The organism is Paenibacillus barengoltzii NBRC 101215 (assembly GCF_004000745.1).
Classification (GTDB): Bacteria; Bacillota; Bacilli; order Paenibacillales; family Paenibacillaceae; genus Fontibacillus; species Fontibacillus barengoltzii.
Genome location: NZ_BILV01000026.1, coordinates 1 through 17,314, shown reverse-complemented (window position 1 = coordinate 17,314; position 17,314 = coordinate 1). Strand labels below are relative to the sequence as shown.

Sequence of the window (17,314 nt, the reverse complement as noted above, 5' to 3'; positions counted from 1 at the left end):
ATCGACATGGGTAAAAGGTTCACTTGGATCTTAAGTTTGGTGATGATCATTGGTTTATTGTCCGGCTGTATGGGAGGCAGCAGCAAGAGCGCCAATTCGAACGACAACACCACGGAGCCGTCTCCTTCCTCCAACACGAACACCGATGGCAAGTATCCCGATTATTCGACGGGTTTTCCGGAGAGGGTCACGCTTGAGCTTCCGGTTTATGAAAGGGCTTTCGAAGGCTGGAACGTAACTGACAACTATTACACGCGTTGGATTCAACAACAATTCGGCGACAAGTACAACGTTGACGTGAAATTTATTCCGATCACTCGCAGTAACGAGGTGACGGATTATGAGCAGCTGCTGGCTTCGCATAAAGCGCCGGATATTATTTTCCATTATGATATGCCTCAGGCTTTGGCCTACTACGGCGAAGGCGTCATGCAGGAGCTGGATTGGAACGAAATCGCACATTATGCACCGACGTATTGGAAAACGATGGGGGATACGATTCAGCAGTACGGGGTCGTTGATAAGAAGAACGTGTTCTTCTTTGGTGAACGCCCCAGCTTGGACAGCTTCACGACGCTGATCCGCAAGGACTGGGTTGAGAAGGTGGGCATGAAGGTCGAAGATCTGACTTCCCTTGAAAAATATAATGAACTGCTGGGCAAATGGCGAGATGCGGGCCTTGGCGTCGGCGGTGAAACGTTGAAAAAGAACAACTACACGTTCAACTACGCGTTCCGCGATTGGCCGATTGACAAGAAGTACCGCGCCCTTTACTCCGACTTGGGCGTTGCGGATCTGACCACTGCGGATACGGAGCGATACCTGCGCAACCTGAACTACCAGTACAATAACGGCTTAATTGATAAAGAATTTTATCTGCGCGATGATGAGAACAAAGCCAAAGCTGAATTTGTGGCAGGAAAAACCGGTACCTTCAGCTTCTATCTTTCCAGCAACACCGACGTGATCACTTCAACCTTGAAAAATAATCCGGATGCCGAGTTCGCGGTACTGGACCCGCAAGCCGGGGTGCCGGAGGGACGCAAGCCGCAGGGACGCGCATACTGGCCGTTTGGGATGATCATGGGCATTAATTATGAATCTTCGGATATGGAACGCGCAGCGGTATGGATGTATCTGGAATGGATGAGCCAGCCGGAGAACCTGTTCTTCCTGCAAAACGGCGTGGAGGGTCAAAACTACACGCTGGATGCCGATGGCATCGCGGTGAAAAATCCGGATTTTAAAGGAGATTCTGTCCTCTCGCAAAATAACAACAAAGACTATTGGTGCCTTGTGGTTGAAACGGTGAAATACGACGATCCGGTAAAAATGCGCGAAGCATATCTCCGCAGCATGTCGCCTCCAGGGCATGAAGATTTGGCGAAGGATTCGTTAGCTTATTACGACAAATATGCGGAGTACCGTACACCGGACGCTTTGTTTAGCGTGGTGCTTGAGAAAGTAAATGAATATAAAGCGGATCTGAATTCGTTGTTCCAGGAGCTGTATGTCAAGATCGCGATCGCGCCGGAGAGTGAGTTCAATGCCACCTATGAGGCGGCGAAGAAAACGTACCTTGATGCCGGATACCAGGAGATTTTGGACGAGAAGCAAGCGGCGATTGATGCCGGGAATTACAAGTAAGAGTTAGCCGTTCACACGAAGGGAGATGGAAAGATTGAAACTGAAGGCAGCCCCTTCCGAGTTGAAGCAAATTGCCGGGAGCATCGTAGAGTACACCTTCGGGATGGACCTGACCTGGGATTGGCCGTGCGGCGTGGCTTATTACGGGATCAGCCGGGCCTTTGAAGCAACAGGGGAGCAGGCTTATGTGGAGCGGATGGCGGAGTGGTGCGACGAGTACATCGACGCCGGGCTTCCGGTGTGGACCGTAAACTCCTGTGCGATGGGACATATGCTGCTGACATTATATGAACAGACGAAGGAGCAGAAATATCTTGATCTCATCCTGAGCAAAATCGACTATCTGCAGAACCAAGCTCCCCGTTTTGGGGATCGGGTGCTTCAGCATACGGTATCTGCGGGCAATGATTTTCCGGAGCAGTGCTGGGCGGATACGTTGTTTATGGCGGCCTACTTTATGCTGCGCACCGGTATCATGCTAGACGAGAAGCTGCTCATCGAAGATGCGCTGCACCAGTTCTACTGGCACATTAATTACTTGCAGGACGAAGACACCGGCCTCTGGTATCATGGGTACAATCACATCGGCCAAAATCATATGTCCGGGATTTTCTGGGGGCGCGCCAACGCTTGGGCAGCGTACACGATGTCCCGCGCGGCGAAGATTTTGCCGGAAGCTTACCTGTATCCGCCGATGATGCATATCTGGAGCTCCTTGCGCGATCAGCTGGCGGCGTTGAAAACATTACAGCACGAGGACGGATTGTGGGGCACGGTGCTGGATTACCCGGCTGCTTATGGTGAAGTGTCCGCGACAGCGGGGATCGCGGCGGCGATGGTCATTCAGGGCAATCCACTTCATGCCAAATATGTGCAGAAAGCGTTAGATGGCGTGCTCCAGAACGTCACCGATCGGGGGCGGGTGCTCAACGTATCCGGCGGTACCGCCGTGATGAAGGACATCGAAGGATATCTGGGCATCGACAAGAAGTGGGCCCAGGGCTGGGGGCAAGGGCTGACGCTGGCGTTGCTGGCGGCTGTTCTCGAAGACGACGGCTTGCAGGCGGACCTCTAATCTCGAACTTGAGTCAGTGATCACACGAAGAGCGGTGAGATCACTGGCTCTTTTTTTTCACACGATTGTCAGATTCTCCATCTTGTGAAAGCGCTAAAATTTGAAATATCATAAAATTAAATATTCAAAGTCGCGCCTAGGCGAGGGAGCAACAACAACTGTCGCATACTTGATGGCATTACGTACATACTATTCGCGGCGTGATCTTGGATAGGTCCAACAATTCTATGAATGAGGTGCATGACGAATGAAGCTGGATGGAAAAGTTGCGGTCGTCACAGGTGCAGCATCAGGGATGGGCAAAGCGATCGCGGAGCTATTTGCCGCCGAGGGAGCTAAGGTTGTGGTTTCGGACTTGAACCTGGACAAAGCTCAGGAAGTTGTGGACGGGATTAAAGCGAAAGGCGGCGAAGCGATTGCCCTTGTGGCGAATGTCGCGAAGGAAGAAGACGTCCAAGGATTGATCGACGGGACGGTCAGCCAATATGGTACGGTGGATATCCTGATTAATAATGCGGGAATCATGGATAACTTTGTGCCAGCCGGTGACCTGACGGATGAGCTTTGGGACAAAGTCTTTGCCGTGAACACGACAGGGCCGATGCGGACGATCCGCAAGGTGCTGCCGATTTTTACAGAGAAAAAATCGGGGGTTATCGTAAATGTAGCCTCGGTCGGCGGGCTGTTTGGTTCCCGCGCCGGTGCAGCATATACGGCATCTAAGCATGCGGTTATCGGTCTAACGAAGAACGTCGGATTCCAATACGCTACGCAGGGAATCCGTTGTAATGCAATCGCGCCGGGCGCGGTAGAAACGAACATTGCTTCAACCCTTACAGCGATCAATCCGTTTGGTATGGAGCGGGCACAAGTCGGTATGGGCGTAAATCCAGGCACGGGCCAACCTGAGGAAATTGCTAAAGTCGCTCTGTTTCTCGCTTCGGATGATTCGAGCTTCCTTAATGGTACGACGGTTACGGCGGATGCTGGATGGACAGCGTACTAAGCCATTCGATTACATAGGAATAAAAAAGGGCATTCGGCCGCACCCTATCGCACATAAGGCATTACATGAAAGGCAGAAGGAGTGTGCATAGGTGATGGCGAATCCATCGAAAGATACGTCCAAAGCAGCGAGGGAGCAAACCCCGGACAAGAAGCGGGCAACCCCCGCAAAACGCGCCGAGGATACGGAATTTGCCGATGAGTTGACCCAAAGTGATATTCAATCGGCGTTTAAAAATCCGGTCACCGGTGAGGAACGTTTGTACTAGGAATGTCAAAGGTTCAGAACCCAAGGCAGCCCTGATTTGATCGGGGCTGTCTTTTGTTTTGGAGACGAGGAGGGGACGCGCTTGACTTTTGCTCTGGATACGTATAAAAACAAGAGGGAGAGTTAGAGGTCATTTATTCCATTTGTTCGCTACTTAAGGAGGTACATCCCCAATGTCTACGATCGATTTGATCAAAAGCAGGAGAAATATAAAAGCATTCAAACCCGACCCGATTGACGAGTCAGCGCTCATGAGTTGGCTGGAAGCGGCAAGCTACGCGCCAAACCATCGCTTTAATGAACCGTGGGAGCTGCTGCGCGTTGGACCTGAGACGCGAGCAAAGCTGAAGCACAAGAGCGATTTCTGGGGAGCTCCCGTTGTGATCGCATTGTTGTCCAAGCCTGGAGCTACTCCACTCGAACGGGATGAAAATGTGATGGCTGCCGCTTGTTTCGCTCAAAACTTGATGTTGGCTGCCCATGAAGCAGGCGTCGGTACATTCTGGTCGTCCGTCGGAAGCTCGGCGCAAAATCGGGAAGTGCTGGGTGTCGCCGAAGGGTACGAGGTGATTGGCGTATTTGGAATCGGGTATCCGGCCGAAATTCCAGAGGCCAAGCCAAGAACACCGATTGCGGAAAAAATCAAAACGCTGCCGTAATTCAGATTCGATGTGAAAATGCCCAAAGTTGCCTTTGCTCCAATTGGAGAGAGGCGGCTTTGGGCATTTTACCATATTGAAAAACGCAAAAAAGCGTGCTATATTGGTATAGCATGCGCACAGATTTTGTGTAAAATTTTATATCTTCCCTAATTTTATTGTACAGAAAAAAAGGCGCTGCGTCAACCCCTATTTTTGCAAAAAGGAGTGCTGGTTATGGAGAAGGAGCTTCACCAGGAGCTGGAGCGAGAGCAGGAACGGTTGGACCGTGTTATGGAAGTCCTCGCAGAGAGCATCGGCGAACTGGAGGAGGATACCTCACGCCGCAGACAGGAGGTCGTCGAGTTCCGCAAGCATTTCTGGGAAGATGTCACGGTGAACGTGGATAATTTCGACGATTTTCTGGAAACGGTAATCAGCTTGCGCCAGCAGGCCGAAGTATTGTCATTAAGCCAAAGCAGTCATCGTCAAGCCTCGAAACGCCGGGCGGCACTGCTTCGAATGCAGGAGAATCCGTATTTTGGACGGATCGATTTCTTGGAGGAAGGGGAGCCGGAGGCCGAACGGGTCTATATTGGCGTCTCCTCCTTGATGGATCCGAGCGGCGAGAAGTTTCTCATCTACGATTGGCGGGCCCCAATCTCGAGCGTGTATTACGATTACGGGCCGGGTCCAGCTCAGTACGATACACCCGGCGGGACGATTCACGGGGAACTGAAGCGGAAGTGGCAGTACCTCATTCGCCGTGGACGGATCGAATCGATGTTTGATACCTCGCTGACGATTGGGGACGAAGTGCTGCAGCAGGTGCTCGGACATACAGCCAATACGCAGATGCGCAGCATCGTGGCTACGATCCAACAGGAGCAGAACCGGATCATCCGGCATGATCAAGGCCGGTTGCTGATCGTGCAAGGCGCTGCGGGCAGCGGGAAAACGTCCGCGGCGTTGCAGCGGATCGCCTATTTGCTGTACAAATACCGCGATCGGATGACAGCTGATCAGATCGTGTTATTTTCGCCGAATGCCATGTTTCAGACTTATGTATCTGGCGTCCTTCCTGAGCTTGGGGAGGAAAATATGCAGCAGGTGACGTTCCAGGAATACCTGGATCACCGACTCAGCGGGATGTTCGAGGTGGAGGATGCTTATGGACAGCTGGAATATGTGCTAACGGCGAAGAAGGATCCAGACTACCAAGCGCGTCTGGCTGCAATTCGGTTGAAGGCGTCAGCGTCTTTCTTCGAGGCGATTCAGGCTTATCGGTCGTCCTTGGAACAAGGCGGCATGCGGTTCCAACCGATCCAATTCCGCGGGGAGACATTGGTGTCGGCGGAAATGATGGCAGAGCAGTTTTACGGGGGAGAAGAGTCTCTGCGTATGTCCGGGCGGATTGAACGGCTGACGACATGGCTGAATGAACGAATCAACGAGATTGAGAAGCAGGAGCGCCGCAAGCCCTGGGTGCGGGACGCGATTGAGATGCTCAGCAACGAGCAATACGAACGAGCCTACGAGCGGATTCGGAAAAAATACGGCTTAACTGAGGATTCCGACGAGGAGATCGAAGGCGAACGGTTGGAGAGGGAGCTTGCCCGCATCGTCGTGCGCCGAAAGCTGAAGCCCATCCGGGAACAGATCCGAGAATTGCGTTTTATCGATCTGACCGGGGTGTATAAGCAGCTGTTTGAAAATCCAACGCATTCCGGTGCTTGGTTGGAGACGGAGGCGCCGGAGGTTCGAAACGATTGGCCAGAGATTTGCCGGATTACGATTCAGAGCCTTGATAAGGGCAAGTTGTTTTATGAGGATGCGACGCCGTTTCTGCTGCTGCATGAACTGATTCTTGGATTCCAGGCGAACATATCCATCCGTCATGTCTTGATTGATGAGGCGCAGGATTACTCCCCGCTTCAATTTGAGTTTATTAAAAGGCTGTTTCCGGCCGCAAAGCTTACGGTACTCGGCGATTTTCATCAGGCGATATTTGCGCACGCAGCCGAAACGGCGGATTTCCAAGGGTTGCTGCGTTTGTATGGACCCGAGCAAACGGAGACGATCCAGTTGCTGCGAAGCTATCGGTCGACCCGGCCAATCGTTGAGTTTACGCGGAGTCTGATCCCCGGCGGTGAACAGATCGAACCGTTTGAGCGGAACGGTGAACTGCCAGTGCTGACGCAGACGGTTGATTATGAGGAGTTACATCGGCGGATTGAAGCCAGAGTCGCTGAATGGAAAGAACAGGGGGCGGCGACGATCGCCATCATCTGCCGGTCGGCAGCGGAGAGTGCAGCCGCCTATGAGGCTTTAAGAGGAGAACGAATCACTGATCTCAAGCTGGTTACCCGTGATTCGGCCGAATACAAGCAAGGGGTGGTGGTCATCCCCGCCTATTTGGCCAAAGGCATCGAGTTTGATGCGGTGATCCTTTACGATGCTTCGGCAAGCGCTTATGGAGAGGAAAACGTGCGGCGGTTGTTTTATACGGCATGCACCCGGGCGATGCATCATTTGCAGCTGTTTAGCGTAGGTGCTCCAAGTCCGTTCATGGAGCCGGCGATTAATCAGGGGCTTGTAGTGGTTGAGCAGTAAAGCGGGAGAAGCCAGGAGAAATAGGCTCGATGCCCATCCCGGAGATCAAGGCGAAGCTGATGACGGAGTCTTAGATGCATATGAAAAGTATGACCCTGCGAATGGCGGGGTTTTCTTTTTCATCGTCAGATAAGTGTGAATTCGGTTATAATGTAACTATTATCATCACGATCATAGTTAGAGGTGCTTGTCCATTGGCTGATGAAGTGTTGTCCAAAGAATTGGTTCTCGATACAACGGAGACCGTGCTGCGCAAGTATGGTCCGGCGAAGACGAATATGTCTGACATCGCCCGGGCGCTTGATGTCACGCACGCCGCATTATACCGTCTATACAGCAATAAAGCTGCCCTGAAGGAGGCTGTGGTTGAACGTTGGCTAGAGCGCTCACTTCCTCCGCTGCAGGCAGTTGCCAGTGAGGCATCACCTGCCAGTGAGAGGCTGTACCGCTGGCTGGATACATTGCGCAAATTTAAAAGAAACCGCGCTAGCCAGGATCCTGAATTGTTTGAAATGTACTCGATGCTCGTCGAGGAAGCACCTGAAGCCATTCGGGTGCATCGCGATCATTTGTTAGACCAATTGACCGCAATTATTGAAGATGGCATACAGGAAGGGACGATTGCCAAGCAGGATGCGCGAGCTGCTGCAAACGCTGTGTTTACTGCTACGGCGGCTTTCCATCATGTTGCCCACGCTGCAGAATGGGAACTTTCCGATTGGGACAGCCGTTTTGAAGCTGTTTGGCGTTTGATTTCCGTCGGCTTGTTTACTGATCCATCAGCTGTCAAGTAGATCTAAGATGAAACTATAATCTAAACATTGCAACCTCCTTTCGTGCGCAGAAAGGAGGTCTTTTTTTGCGGATCAAGTTACAAAAATAATATTTTGTATATTGTAACTTGTAAATCTATGTGCTAGAATAACCACATTCGTCATAAGGAGGAGATACATGTGTACGTCATCATGGGAGCGACAGGTCAAGTAGGCGGAGCTACCGCAAAGGCTTTGCTGGCAGAAGGTAAGAAAGTGAGGGTTGTGGTTCGGAATGAAGAGAAAGCAAAGGTTTGGCGAGAATACGGAGCTGAACCGGTGTTTGCCGATTATGGCTCGGCCGAGGCATTGCAAGCGGCCTTTACAGGAGCTGAGGCTGTATTTGTGATGAACCCGGCGGTATTTTATCCATCAGAGGGCTTTTCGGAAACGAGAGAGACCGTAGCAGCGGTCGCCAAAGCGCTTGTTGGGGCAAATGTGCCGAAGTTTATAGCATTGTCTTCCATCGGGGCACATCTCCCGAACGGGCTTGGGATTATTGAATCTCTGAATATTCTGGAACGTGGTTTGGCTGATCTGCCGATTCCATCAGCCTTCCTGCGCGCTGCTTGGTTCCAGGACAATTCCAAATGGGATATCGAATCTGCTAGAAACGATGGGAAGGTAGTAAGTTTTATTCAGCCGCTTGATCGAAAAATTCCAATGATCGCCACTGCGGATATTGGAGAGATTGCGGCGAAGACGTTGCAACAAAGTTGGGAAGGTGTCCGCTACCTTGAACTGCAAGGGCCAGAGCCTTATTCCCCGGACGATATTGCCTCTGCATTTTCGAAACTGCTGAAGCGTGAGGTTAACGCAGTGGCTCTTCCGCACAATGAATGGGCTGAAGCATTTATAGCTCAAGGAGCGCCCGAGGACCGCATCCATGGCAGGATTGCTATGCTGGAAGGTTTCAATTCGGGATGGATTGATTTTAAGTATGAAGGTACAGAGCTTATTTCTGGGAAAATCACCTTGGAAGAAACGTTAAGTCAATGGGTGTAAAGCCACCTGAGGAACTCGTTCATTCTTGCGACTCCGGGTACCAGTATGGCAACGAAAATCGATATTTGATTAGGATTAATTCCATTGGGCAAACGAGCAGATAGCAGATCTCAACTGAGATCTGCTTTATCTTTTTGGAGGATAATGAGATAGAAGGCTGCTAATTATCGGATTTGTTGCTATTACCGTCTTCTGAATGTTGTATAATTATGGAAGTCTAAACTTTCAGGATAGCCGAAGAACCTTATCATGTGAGAGGAAGGGGCTGCGGAATGAAGCGTGATCTTCAGTCGTACAAAGGCTGGTTATGGATGACGGGATACTTTGTAGTATTGATTTTAGCAAGCAATCACAGTCAAGGATATTCCTTGTTGGATCGTTTTCTGGACGACCTTGGAATTGGCAGCTGGACGAAAGAAGTGGAAATTGGAGGGCGATTGCACACTACTTCCTTGATTTCGCTCCCTTTGTTGCTGCTTTGTTTGTACCAAACGGTTCGTGGGTTAAAGGAAAGGGTTCCCCAAATCTTGTTCATCTTGCTCATCGTCACGGGGATATGGACTGTGGTGTACCCGAAGATAACGGAAGGGATATTTTAGAATTCGTGGTCGACAGCCATGAAAGATTCGATCCAGGCGGATCCTTCTCATCGTTTGCATCGAAGAATGAAGGTAAAATATAACTTGGATGATTGATAAATATGGGGGGATATGCGTGCGGATAAATGTAAATGGAAAGCTGCGCATTGAACGATTTGAGCTTAGCCATACCGATGATTTGTTTAGGCTTATTCAAGAGAATCGGGTTCATTTTGGCAAGTGGCTTGAATTCCCTCATCGCACCCATACCGTTAACGATGCCAGTGCGAGCGGGAGGATGAGTCCAAGCTAGTCGACCGCATCCGAAACTCCCCTCAAAATATATCCCCTCCTTGTCGTTAGTTGCGGAACATGAGGGGCAGATCGTTGGACATGCTCTTTTTAGCAAAGCAGAGGCAGTTGGTAAGGAGCAAGTAAGCCATGAGGTAGTTGTTCTCGCTCCTCTGGCGGTGAGTCCTTCCTTTCAGAAGCAAGGGATTGGAACACAGTTAATTCAGGAGGGTTTACAACGAACCCAAGAACTTGGTTACGGAGTGGTCTTCTTAATCGGACATTCTGAATATTATCCTCGGTTCGGGTTCAAGCCTGCAAGGTCATTGGGCTTCGAACTCAAGCAGTTTGAAGTGCCGGATGAAGTGTTTATGGCCATGGAACTGAAGGAGGGAGCAACTTTATCTATTCAGGGGGAACTCCTATATCCGGAAGCCTTTTTTGAAAAATGAGCAACAAGAAGGAAGTGTCATTCGCAGAAATGAACGATTTTGAACGTGTATTTGAGATCATGTCCGCATCCTTTCCGGAGATTGAATATCGAACCAAATCTGGACAAATGGAGTTGTTGCGGCATCCAGAATATCGGCTGATCACCGAATCGGATGAGAAGGGACGGGTTGTCGCTTTTTTGGCGGTTTGGGATTTTCCGGCCTTTCAATTTATTGAGCATCTCGCGGTAGATCCTGCTGTGAGAGGAGGGGGGATTGGGAAAAGGTTGGTCGAAAAATGTCTGAAGACCTCTGCCAAACTGACCGTATTAGAAGTGGAACTTCCGGAAAATCACGTGGCCTGCCGACGGATTCGGTTTTACGAACGGCTGGGATTCCATCTCAACGATTTCAACTATGTCCAACCACCGCTGCGGCCCGGTAGAGCCGAACTTCCCCTGAAAATGATGAGTTACCCGAAGCCGCTGACGGAGGAAGAGTTCCTGGTGTGCAGAGCGTTGATCTACAGCAAAGTCTATCGCGTGCCTGAAGCTTAACATGTGTAATCGGTCCATTCTAGTTTGCATAAGAGAGGATGTTGTCCATGAACCGGGGAGGGCATGAAAATGAAACGAATTTACCTGATCAGGCATTGCAAAGCGCATGGGCAGGAGCCTTCGGCGGAACTCACCGCAGAGGGACGCAAGCAAGCGGAGTTGTTGGCCGATGTTTTGCTTGACCGACCGATCAATTGCATTGTCTCCAGCCCTTATCTTCGAGCCATCTCCACAATTCAACCGTTAGCAGAACGATTGGGGTTGCCCATCCATCAGGATGATCGGCTTTGCGAGCGAATTTTGGCGGTTCACGATTTGCCGGATTGGATGGATCACTTGAAAAGATCGTTTGATGAACTTGATATGAAGCTGCCTGGCGGAGAATCTTCAAGAGAAGCCATGAACCGGGGAATCGCAGCGATTGAAGACCTGCTTCAACGGCCGGAGGAGCATGCAATTGTCGTCACCCATGGGAATTTGATGTCCTTAATTTTGAAACACTATGATGATTCATTTGGGTTCGAGGCATGGAGCCGGCTGACGAATCCGGATGTGTATGAGCTGGGGTTCATCGGGGATAAGGCAATTGAGGTAACGCGTCTTTGGAAGTAGTTTTGGATTTCTAATTAGACTTGTAAGAGGGTGTACACGAAAAATCGAGTACATTTTTGAATTTTCGGTGGTTTTGTCGCAATGTATATGAAATTTCATATATATTTGCACGTTTTCAAGTGTTTTGGTCCAAATCTATATGAAAAATCGAATACATTTCGGATTTTTCGACGCTAGCGCCAATTTATACATGAAATTTCGAATACATTTCCGAAGTAGAACTATCGATGGGAGGTTGACATCTTGTCCGAACACGAAGAAATGTTGAACGGTGGGAATATCAATCAGGTTGTAAAAGTAGGGGGAACCGTACGCAGGAATGCGAAACCGAATCCATATGTGTATGACTTGCTCAAACACTTGGAAGTCCAAGGGTTTGCCCACTCCCCACGATATTTAGGACAAGATGATCAGGGGAGAGAGGTGCTTACTTATCTTGAAGGCGATGTACCGGGGGACAACTACCCCGAGTTGGACCTCTACATGTGGTCGGACCGTGTGCTTACCGAGTTAGCGAAACTCTTGCGAAGCTATCATGAAGCTACATCTGGGTTTGTGACCCCCCATGAATCGGTCAACCGTTATCCCGATGAAGCGAGGCATGAGGTCGTTTGTCATAACGACGCTGCCCTGTACAATATTGTGTTTTACAACCGTCAGCCTGTAGGCCTCATCGATTTTGATATGGCTGGGCCGGGTCCAAGGCTGTGGGACATAGCCTACACTTTGTACACGTCGGTTCCTCTCGCTGGTTTTTCGCCAGGAGACACGGATCGGCAAGTTGTTTCTTACCTGCGGGAACGTCATGCGGCTCTGCGGAAACGAAGGATTACTTTATTCTTCCAAGCCTATGGCATGGAGGCTCCAGATCACCTTAAGGATTGGGTGATTTCGCGAATCCAAACTATGTGCAAGACCTTGTCTGAGCGCACTGCTGCCGGTGATCCGGCCTTTCAGAAATTAGTTGAAGAAGGACATCTAGCTCACTACGAGCAAGAAGTTAAATTTCTAGAGGAACATTTTGAGGACTGGTGGTGATCGTACTCCCGCCAGTTTTTTTTTGTGATTTTTTCCCGGTGAAAAGTCCACGTTTACCTCAGCCTGGATCCTCCCCAATAGACTCCTCAACCACCTTTCAACCCTCTGCAAATCGTAACTGTTACGTATAAGATGATAAAATATGTCAAAATTCCCCACTAAAATATGGATTGACAATAAAAAGAAGGTCTGATTATACTGTCTACATCGTAATAATTACGATTAAGGAAAGGAGAGAAACTTAAAAATATGAATCAAACGCAAGCTACAGGATCTAAAAGCATAACGGTCAAGCTGCTAGCAGGTGGACTGTTGGGGAGTATGCTACTGGCTTTGACTTCGGGGTGCGGGTCACCTGCGGGCAGTCAGGCAAGGGAGACGACGATCACCAGCTCGCCGGTGACAACGGTGCAAGCCACAGAGGCTGCAACGGTTATGGATCAAGGAAAGAGCGAGACGTTTCTGTCCTTTACAGATGATGTTGGACACGAGGTCACACTTTCGTCCCGTCCTCAGAGGATCATCGTTCTTTCTCCACAGCTGCTGGATTTATTGTATGCCGTGGATGGTAATGCTATCGCCCGCGCGACTTCAACCGGGGGAGCTGTGCCGGAGGAAGCAAAGTCGATTGAAGATGTGGGGAACATGACCTCGGTAAATACTGAAAAACTACTGTCCCTAAAACCGGATCTGGTCATGGGCTCAACGGCATTTCATCGTGATCTGGCGAGCGTACTCGAAGCCAGCGGTGTTCCGCTAGCGTTATTTAATCTCAGCACGTATGAGGATTTAAGGGAGAAGGCGCTGCTGTTCGGTAAATTAGCCGGTACGGAGACGAAAGCATCTGAGGCGCTGGCGAAGTTACAAGGTCAAATCGAAGAGCTGACCGCGAAGGTGCCGACGGGTTCATCGCCTAGCTTTATCATGCTGAACGTGACGCCCAGCAGTATTTCAGTTCAGCGGGAGAATACCGTAGGACTGGAAGTTGCTAACCTGCTACATATGAACAACGTGGCGGCAACACTAACGCCATCTCAGAAGAGCCCAACTACAGCTCCTTTTAGTATGGAGAAAATTGTGGAGCTGGATCCGGACTATGTGTTCCTGCTTATTCATGGGGCTCGCGAGGAAGGGGAGAAGATCATCGAAACCGACCTGGCGAGTCAACCGGCTTGGGCCTCGTTGCGTGCGGTCAAGGAACAACATATGGCGATTCTGCCTTCCGACCTGTTGCTCTCCAATCCGGGATTTCGGTTCAACGAGTCGGTAGAGTATTTAGCAAAACTGGTGTATCCGGAAATTTTTGGACATGGAAATGGCAACTAAGACCAAGTCATTATCGGCAGCAAGAGGAGGGCTTGTACTAGCGATCATCGCGTTGGCAGCGGTGGTTGGGATCGTATGGAGCATTGGGACGGGAGCCGTCTTCATCCCAGCGAGAGAAGTTTGGCTGTATCTGTTTCATGGGTACGACGGCCCCCTGAAAGAAGTGATTTGGAATATCCGATTGCCCCGTACGTTGGTTGCGGCGCTGGTTGGCGTAAATCTGGCTTTATCGGGAGTTATTTTACAGGGAGTTATGCGGAATCCGCTCGCTGACCCGCATATCATCGGCGTCTCCTCTGGGGCCGGGCTGCTTGGCATTATGATTCTGATCTTATATCCGGAGGCCTGGCCATGGTTGACGCCGGTTGCCTTCCTCGGAGCTTCAGCCGCAGCTGCAATCATCTATGTGTTAGCTTGGAAACAGGGGGTTCAGCCGGTTCGTCTGATCCTGGCAGGTGTGGCAGTATCCGCGTTTCTTGGTTCAGGCATCTCGGCACTGCTCACCTTCTACAGCGACCGTGTCAATGGCGCGCTTGTCTTCCTCGTTGGCGGCTTGTCAGCCAAAAGCTGGCCGGAGCTGCATATGATGCTTCCTTATTCGCTGGCAGGCACGGCGTTGGCGCTGTTGGGGGCGGTGCACCTCAATCTGCTGGCATTAGGTGATGCCAATGCACGGGGACTTGGGGTGAGAGTAGAAGCCACGCGGCTTATCCTCACGGCAGTCGCCACGCTGCTAGCCGCTAGTGCGGTAAGCGTGGTGGGGTTGCTTGGTTTTGTAGGACTGATCGTCCCCCATTGTGCGAGATTGCTTATCGGCAGTGACCATCGTCTGTTACTGCCTGCCTCTGCCTTGCTGGGCGTCGCCGTGGTGACCGTATGTGATACGCTGGCCCGCTTGTTGTTTGCACCGATCGAGCTTCCAGTTGGCATCATTCTGGGAGTGCTGGGGGCACCGTTTTTTCTGTATTTGTTAAGGAGGGAAGGCGAATGACCGCGTTAGTGCTGGATCATTTGGCTGTTAGGTACAACGATCGTACGGTCATCGAGCAGATCAGCTGGAGGGCAGAGAAAGGCAAGATCTACAGCATTATCGGGCCGAACGGATGCGGTAAAAGTACCTTATTGAAGGCAATCTCCGGACAACTCAAGCCGGCTCGCGGCACGATTTTGTTGGACGGCAAGCCCCTCTCAAGCTATTCCAGACGAGGCCTTGCTCAATATTTGTCCATGCTGCAGCAGAGCCAGGAGAAGCAGCCGGACCTGACGGTACGCACCTTGGTTGGCTTTGGTCGCTTCCCTCATAAACCAGCTTGGGCCGGGTTTCGCCGGGAGGATGAGGAGGTCATTGACTGGGCCTTGGCTCAAACAGGGACTTTATCGTTTGCAGAACGGAAGCTGTCTGCTTTGTCGGGAGGAGAACGCCAGCGAGCCTGGATCGCTTTGGCTTTGGCGCAACAGCCCAAGCTGCTGCTGCTTGACGAGCCAACAACGTATTTGGATGTCAGCCATCAGTGGGAAATTTTGGAGCTGGTCTCCGAGTTGAACCGAAAGTATGGCATTACCATCCTCATGGTGCTGCACGATATGCATCATGCCGCTGCTTTTTCCGACGAACTGTTGGTGCTGCGTCAAGGGGAGGTCTATGCCAGCGGATCACCGGCAGATACGCTAACCGAGCAAACATTAGGTGAAGTGTTTGGCGTGAAAGGACAAATTGTACAGGATCCCGCAACCGCTCGCTTAAGCTGTTTGGTGACGGGACTGCTATAAAGACAGGAACATCGAAAATAAGGAGTAACGGGAGAGGATGAAGATGAACGGGAAACCGGAAGTGTATCCGTTTGCCGCAATTGTTGGACAGCAAGCCATGAAAAAAGGGTTGCTCTTAAACCTCGTTGAGCCGCGGTTAGGCGGAATGTTGATTCGTGGCGAGAAAGGCACCGCCAAATCAACGGCAGTCCGTGCCCTTGCCGATCTGATGCCGGGGCTTCGGGTCGTCAACCTTCCGGTGAGCGCCACGGAGGATCGGGTGGTCGGCACGCTGGATATCGAACACGCGATCCGTGAAGGGGAGAAGCGTTTCGAACCCGGCTTGCTGGCTGCAGCGGACGGTCATATTTTGTACGTGGATGAGATTAATTTGTTGGATGACGCGATTGTAGATGCGTTGCTGGATGCCGCTGCGATGGGGGTAAACACCGTGGAGCGGGAAGGAGTGTCGTATTCGCACTCCGCTCGTTTTATTCTGATCGGAACGATGAATCCGGAAGAAGGAGAACTGCGGCCCCAGCTGTTGGATCGTTTTGCGCTGTCCGTAGAAGTGGCCGGAGAACGCGAGATAGCGGATCGGATGGAAGTCGTCAAGCGCCGCCTGGCCTTCGAGGCGGATCCAGCCGCTTTTCGCCGCGAGTATGAACAGGAACAACAACAGCTGAATGAACGCATCGAGAGCGCGCGCGAGAGACTTGCAACTATCGAGCCCACCGACCAACTGCTGGAATGGACCGCCAAAGTGGGGATTCGCCTGGGGGTGGACGGTCATCGCGCAGACATTACCTTGATGAAAACAGCCATGGCGCTTGCCGCTTGGGAAGGCCGTACCCGAGTCCAACCGGAGGATATGGTGGAGGCAGCGATGTTAGTCATGCCGCATCGGATGCGGAAACGGCCGTTTGAGGACGGAGAAATCCATGCGGAGAAAATGGTGCAACTGCTTGATGAGCTGATGGCGGAGGTTTCGAATGCAGTCTGAAGCTTATGCTTACCCCTTCTGCGCGGTGGTGGGGCAAGAACAAGCCAAATTAGCCTTGCTGCTTCATGCCGTCAACCCAACGCTGAGGGGAGTTCTGTTGGTCGGGGAACCCGGTACGGCCAAGAGCACGATGATTCGTGGTTTAGCTGAGCTGTTGCGGGATCAAAGAGGGATGACGATTCCGCTTCACGTTGATGAGGAACGATTGTTTGGCGGAATCGATACGGCGGCGGCTATCCGCTTCGGTGAGCGACGGGTTGTCCCGGGCCTGCTTCGGGAAGCGGATGGGAATTGGCTCACGATTCATGAAGTGAATCTGATGCGCGAAAGCATCTTGCGAGCGATTCTTTCTGCTGCTGAGCAAGATGGATATGATCAGGCGGAGGGAGAGCAGCTGAGTTGGGTGCCGTCCTCATTCCGGCTGTACGGAACGATGAACCCGGAAGAAGGATCGCTGCCCAATGCGTTGCTGGATCGTTGGGGGCTGTACGTGCCGGTTTCGACGTTAACCGATCCGGCCGAACGGGCCGAAATCGTCCGCCGCAGGCTTGCATTTGAGCGCGATCCGAGCGGGTTCGTTCACGCCTTCGCCGCGGAATCGCAGGCGCTTCGGGAGCGGCTCGCGCAGGCGCGGGCACACCTGCCTGCGGTGCGGATCGGCGAGCC

General features: G+C 51.4%; 18 protein-coding genes. All 18 read left to right on the top strand.

Annotated features, from left to right (window positions below):
* The first annotated feature begins 6 nt into the window (after positions 1 to 6).
* Positions 7 to 1,647: a type 2 periplasmic-binding domain-containing protein gene (locus PBA01S_RS09365; protein ID WP_127575848.1), complete on the top strand. Its 1,641-nt coding sequence runs from the start codon at positions 7 to 9 to the stop codon at positions 1,645 to 1,647.
* Positions 1,648 to 1,672: 25 nt separating this feature from the next.
* A complete protein-coding gene (locus tag PBA01S_RS09360) occupies positions 1,673 to 2,722 on the top strand; it encodes a glycoside hydrolase family 88/105 protein (RefSeq protein WP_127575847.1) in 1,050 nt (349 codons plus the stop codon).
* A 247-nt stretch (positions 2,723 to 2,969) separates the two neighbouring features.
* Positions 2,970 to 3,728, top strand: coding sequence for an SDR family oxidoreductase (locus PBA01S_RS09355; protein ID WP_028539894.1), 759 nt, complete (start codon positions 2,970 to 2,972; stop codon positions 3,726 to 3,728).
* Between the two features lie 94 nt (positions 3,729 to 3,822).
* The gene (locus PBA01S_RS22755) at positions 3,823 to 3,996 is read left to right on the top strand and encodes a hypothetical protein (protein WP_016312609.1); all 174 of its coding nucleotides are present in this window, start codon (positions 3,823 to 3,825) and stop codon (positions 3,994 to 3,996) included.
* Between the two features lie 172 nt (positions 3,997 to 4,168).
* Entirely contained in the window at positions 4,169 to 4,654 is a 486-nt protein-coding gene (locus PBA01S_RS09350; protein ID WP_028539895.1) for a nitroreductase family protein, read from the top strand.
* Between the two features lie 216 nt (positions 4,655 to 4,870).
* Entirely contained in the window at positions 4,871 to 7,246 is a 2,376-nt protein-coding gene (gene helD / locus PBA01S_RS09345; protein WP_127575846.1) for an RNA polymerase recycling motor HelD, read from the top strand.
* Between the two features lie 194 nt (positions 7,247 to 7,440).
* A complete protein-coding gene (locus PBA01S_RS09340; RefSeq protein ID WP_028539897.1) occupies positions 7,441 to 8,040 on the top strand; it encodes a TetR/AcrR family transcriptional regulator in 600 nt (199 codons plus the stop codon).
* 159 nt (positions 8,041 to 8,199) lie between these two features.
* On the top strand, positions 8,200 to 9,063 hold the full coding sequence (locus PBA01S_RS09335; RefSeq protein ID WP_127575845.1) for an NmrA family NAD(P)-binding protein: 864 nt from the start codon (positions 8,200 to 8,202) through the stop codon (positions 9,061 to 9,063).
* 272 nt (positions 9,064 to 9,335) lie between these two features.
* Positions 9,336 to 9,662 (top strand): hypothetical protein, encoded by a 327-nt coding sequence (locus PBA01S_RS09330; protein WP_016312604.1) that lies wholly within the window; start codon positions 9,336 to 9,338, stop codon positions 9,660 to 9,662.
* Between the two features lie 332 nt (positions 9,663 to 9,994).
* The gene (locus PBA01S_RS09325) at positions 9,995 to 10,384 is read left to right on the top strand and encodes a GNAT family N-acetyltransferase (RefSeq protein ID WP_255315321.1); all 390 of its coding nucleotides are present in this window, start codon (positions 9,995 to 9,997) and stop codon (positions 10,382 to 10,384) included.
* Complete coding sequence (locus tag PBA01S_RS09320; protein WP_255315320.1) at positions 10,381 to 10,920, top strand: GNAT family N-acetyltransferase; 540 nt, start codon at positions 10,381 to 10,383, stop codon at positions 10,918 to 10,920. The genes PBA01S_RS09325 and PBA01S_RS09320 overlap by 4 nt, the downstream gene beginning before the upstream one ends.
* A 69-nt stretch (positions 10,921 to 10,989) precedes the next feature.
* A complete protein-coding gene (locus PBA01S_RS09315; RefSeq protein WP_127575844.1) occupies positions 10,990 to 11,532 on the top strand; it encodes a histidine phosphatase family protein in 543 nt (180 codons plus the stop codon).
* 243 nt (positions 11,533 to 11,775) lie between these two features.
* On the top strand, positions 11,776 to 12,570 hold the full coding sequence (locus tag PBA01S_RS09310) for an aminoglycoside phosphotransferase family protein (protein WP_127575843.1): 795 nt from the start codon (positions 11,776 to 11,778) through the stop codon (positions 12,568 to 12,570).
* 249 nt (positions 12,571 to 12,819) lie between these two features.
* A complete protein-coding gene (locus tag PBA01S_RS09305) occupies positions 12,820 to 13,896 on the top strand; it encodes an ABC transporter substrate-binding protein (RefSeq protein WP_255315319.1) in 1,077 nt (358 codons plus the stop codon).
* Positions 13,880 to 14,887, top strand: a complete 1,008-nt coding sequence (locus PBA01S_RS09300) for a FecCD family ABC transporter permease (RefSeq protein ID WP_127575842.1) — start codon at positions 13,880 to 13,882, stop codon at positions 14,885 to 14,887. The genes PBA01S_RS09305 and PBA01S_RS09300 overlap by 17 nt, the downstream gene beginning before the upstream one ends.
* Positions 14,884 to 15,666 carry an ABC transporter ATP-binding protein gene (locus PBA01S_RS09295; RefSeq protein ID WP_028540220.1) on the top strand — a complete coding sequence of 261 codons (783 nt, stop codon included), beginning with the start codon at positions 14,884 to 14,886 and terminating at the stop codon, positions 15,664 to 15,666. The genes PBA01S_RS09300 and PBA01S_RS09295 overlap by 4 nt, the downstream gene beginning before the upstream one ends.
* A 43-nt stretch (positions 15,667 to 15,709) precedes the next feature.
* Entirely contained in the window at positions 15,710 to 16,648 is a 939-nt protein-coding gene (locus tag PBA01S_RS09290) for a magnesium chelatase ATPase subunit I (RefSeq protein WP_028540219.1), read from the top strand.
* Positions 16,638 to 17,314 (top strand): AAA family ATPase (locus PBA01S_RS09285; protein ID WP_164744133.1); only part of this gene is annotated, 677 nt, incomplete at its 3' end. The genes PBA01S_RS09290 and PBA01S_RS09285, both read left to right, overlap by 11 nt.

What these genes read in the sequence shown, in the direction of transcription:
- PBA01S_RS09365 (WP_127575848.1), top strand. Translation starts at nt 7, where the DNA reads ATGGGTAAAAGGTTCACTTGGATCTTAAGTTTGGTGATGATCATTGGT.
- PBA01S_RS09360 (WP_127575847.1), top strand. Translation starts at nt 1,673, where the DNA reads ATGGAAAGATTGAAACTGAAGGCAGCCCCTTCCGAGTTGAAGCAAATT.
- PBA01S_RS09355 (WP_028539894.1), top strand. Translation starts at nt 2,970, where the DNA reads ATGAAGCTGGATGGAAAAGTTGCGGTCGTCACAGGTGCAGCATCAGGG.
- PBA01S_RS22755 (WP_016312609.1), top strand. Translation starts at nt 3,823, where the DNA reads ATGGCGAATCCATCGAAAGATACGTCCAAAGCAGCGAGGGAGCAAACC.
- PBA01S_RS09350 (WP_028539895.1), top strand. Translation starts at nt 4,169, where the DNA reads ATGTCTACGATCGATTTGATCAAAAGCAGGAGAAATATAAAAGCATTC.
- helD (WP_127575846.1), top strand. Translation starts at nt 4,871, where the DNA reads ATGGAGAAGGAGCTTCACCAGGAGCTGGAGCGAGAGCAGGAACGGTTG.
- PBA01S_RS09330 (WP_016312604.1), top strand. Translation starts at nt 9,336, where the DNA reads ATGAAGCGTGATCTTCAGTCGTACAAAGGCTGGTTATGGATGACGGGA.
- PBA01S_RS09320 (WP_255315320.1), top strand. Translation starts at nt 10,381, where the DNA reads ATGAGCAACAAGAAGGAAGTGTCATTCGCAGAAATGAACGATTTTGAA.
- PBA01S_RS09315 (WP_127575844.1), top strand. Translation starts at nt 10,990, where the DNA reads ATGAAACGAATTTACCTGATCAGGCATTGCAAAGCGCATGGGCAGGAG.
- PBA01S_RS09305 (WP_255315319.1), top strand. Translation starts at nt 12,820, where the DNA reads ATGAATCAAACGCAAGCTACAGGATCTAAAAGCATAACGGTCAAGCTG.
- PBA01S_RS09300 (WP_127575842.1), top strand. Translation starts at nt 13,880, where the DNA reads ATGGAAATGGCAACTAAGACCAAGTCATTATCGGCAGCAAGAGGAGGG.
- PBA01S_RS09295 (WP_028540220.1), top strand. Translation starts at nt 14,884, where the DNA reads ATGACCGCGTTAGTGCTGGATCATTTGGCTGTTAGGTACAACGATCGT.
- PBA01S_RS09290 (WP_028540219.1), top strand. Translation starts at nt 15,710, where the DNA reads ATGAACGGGAAACCGGAAGTGTATCCGTTTGCCGCAATTGTTGGACAG.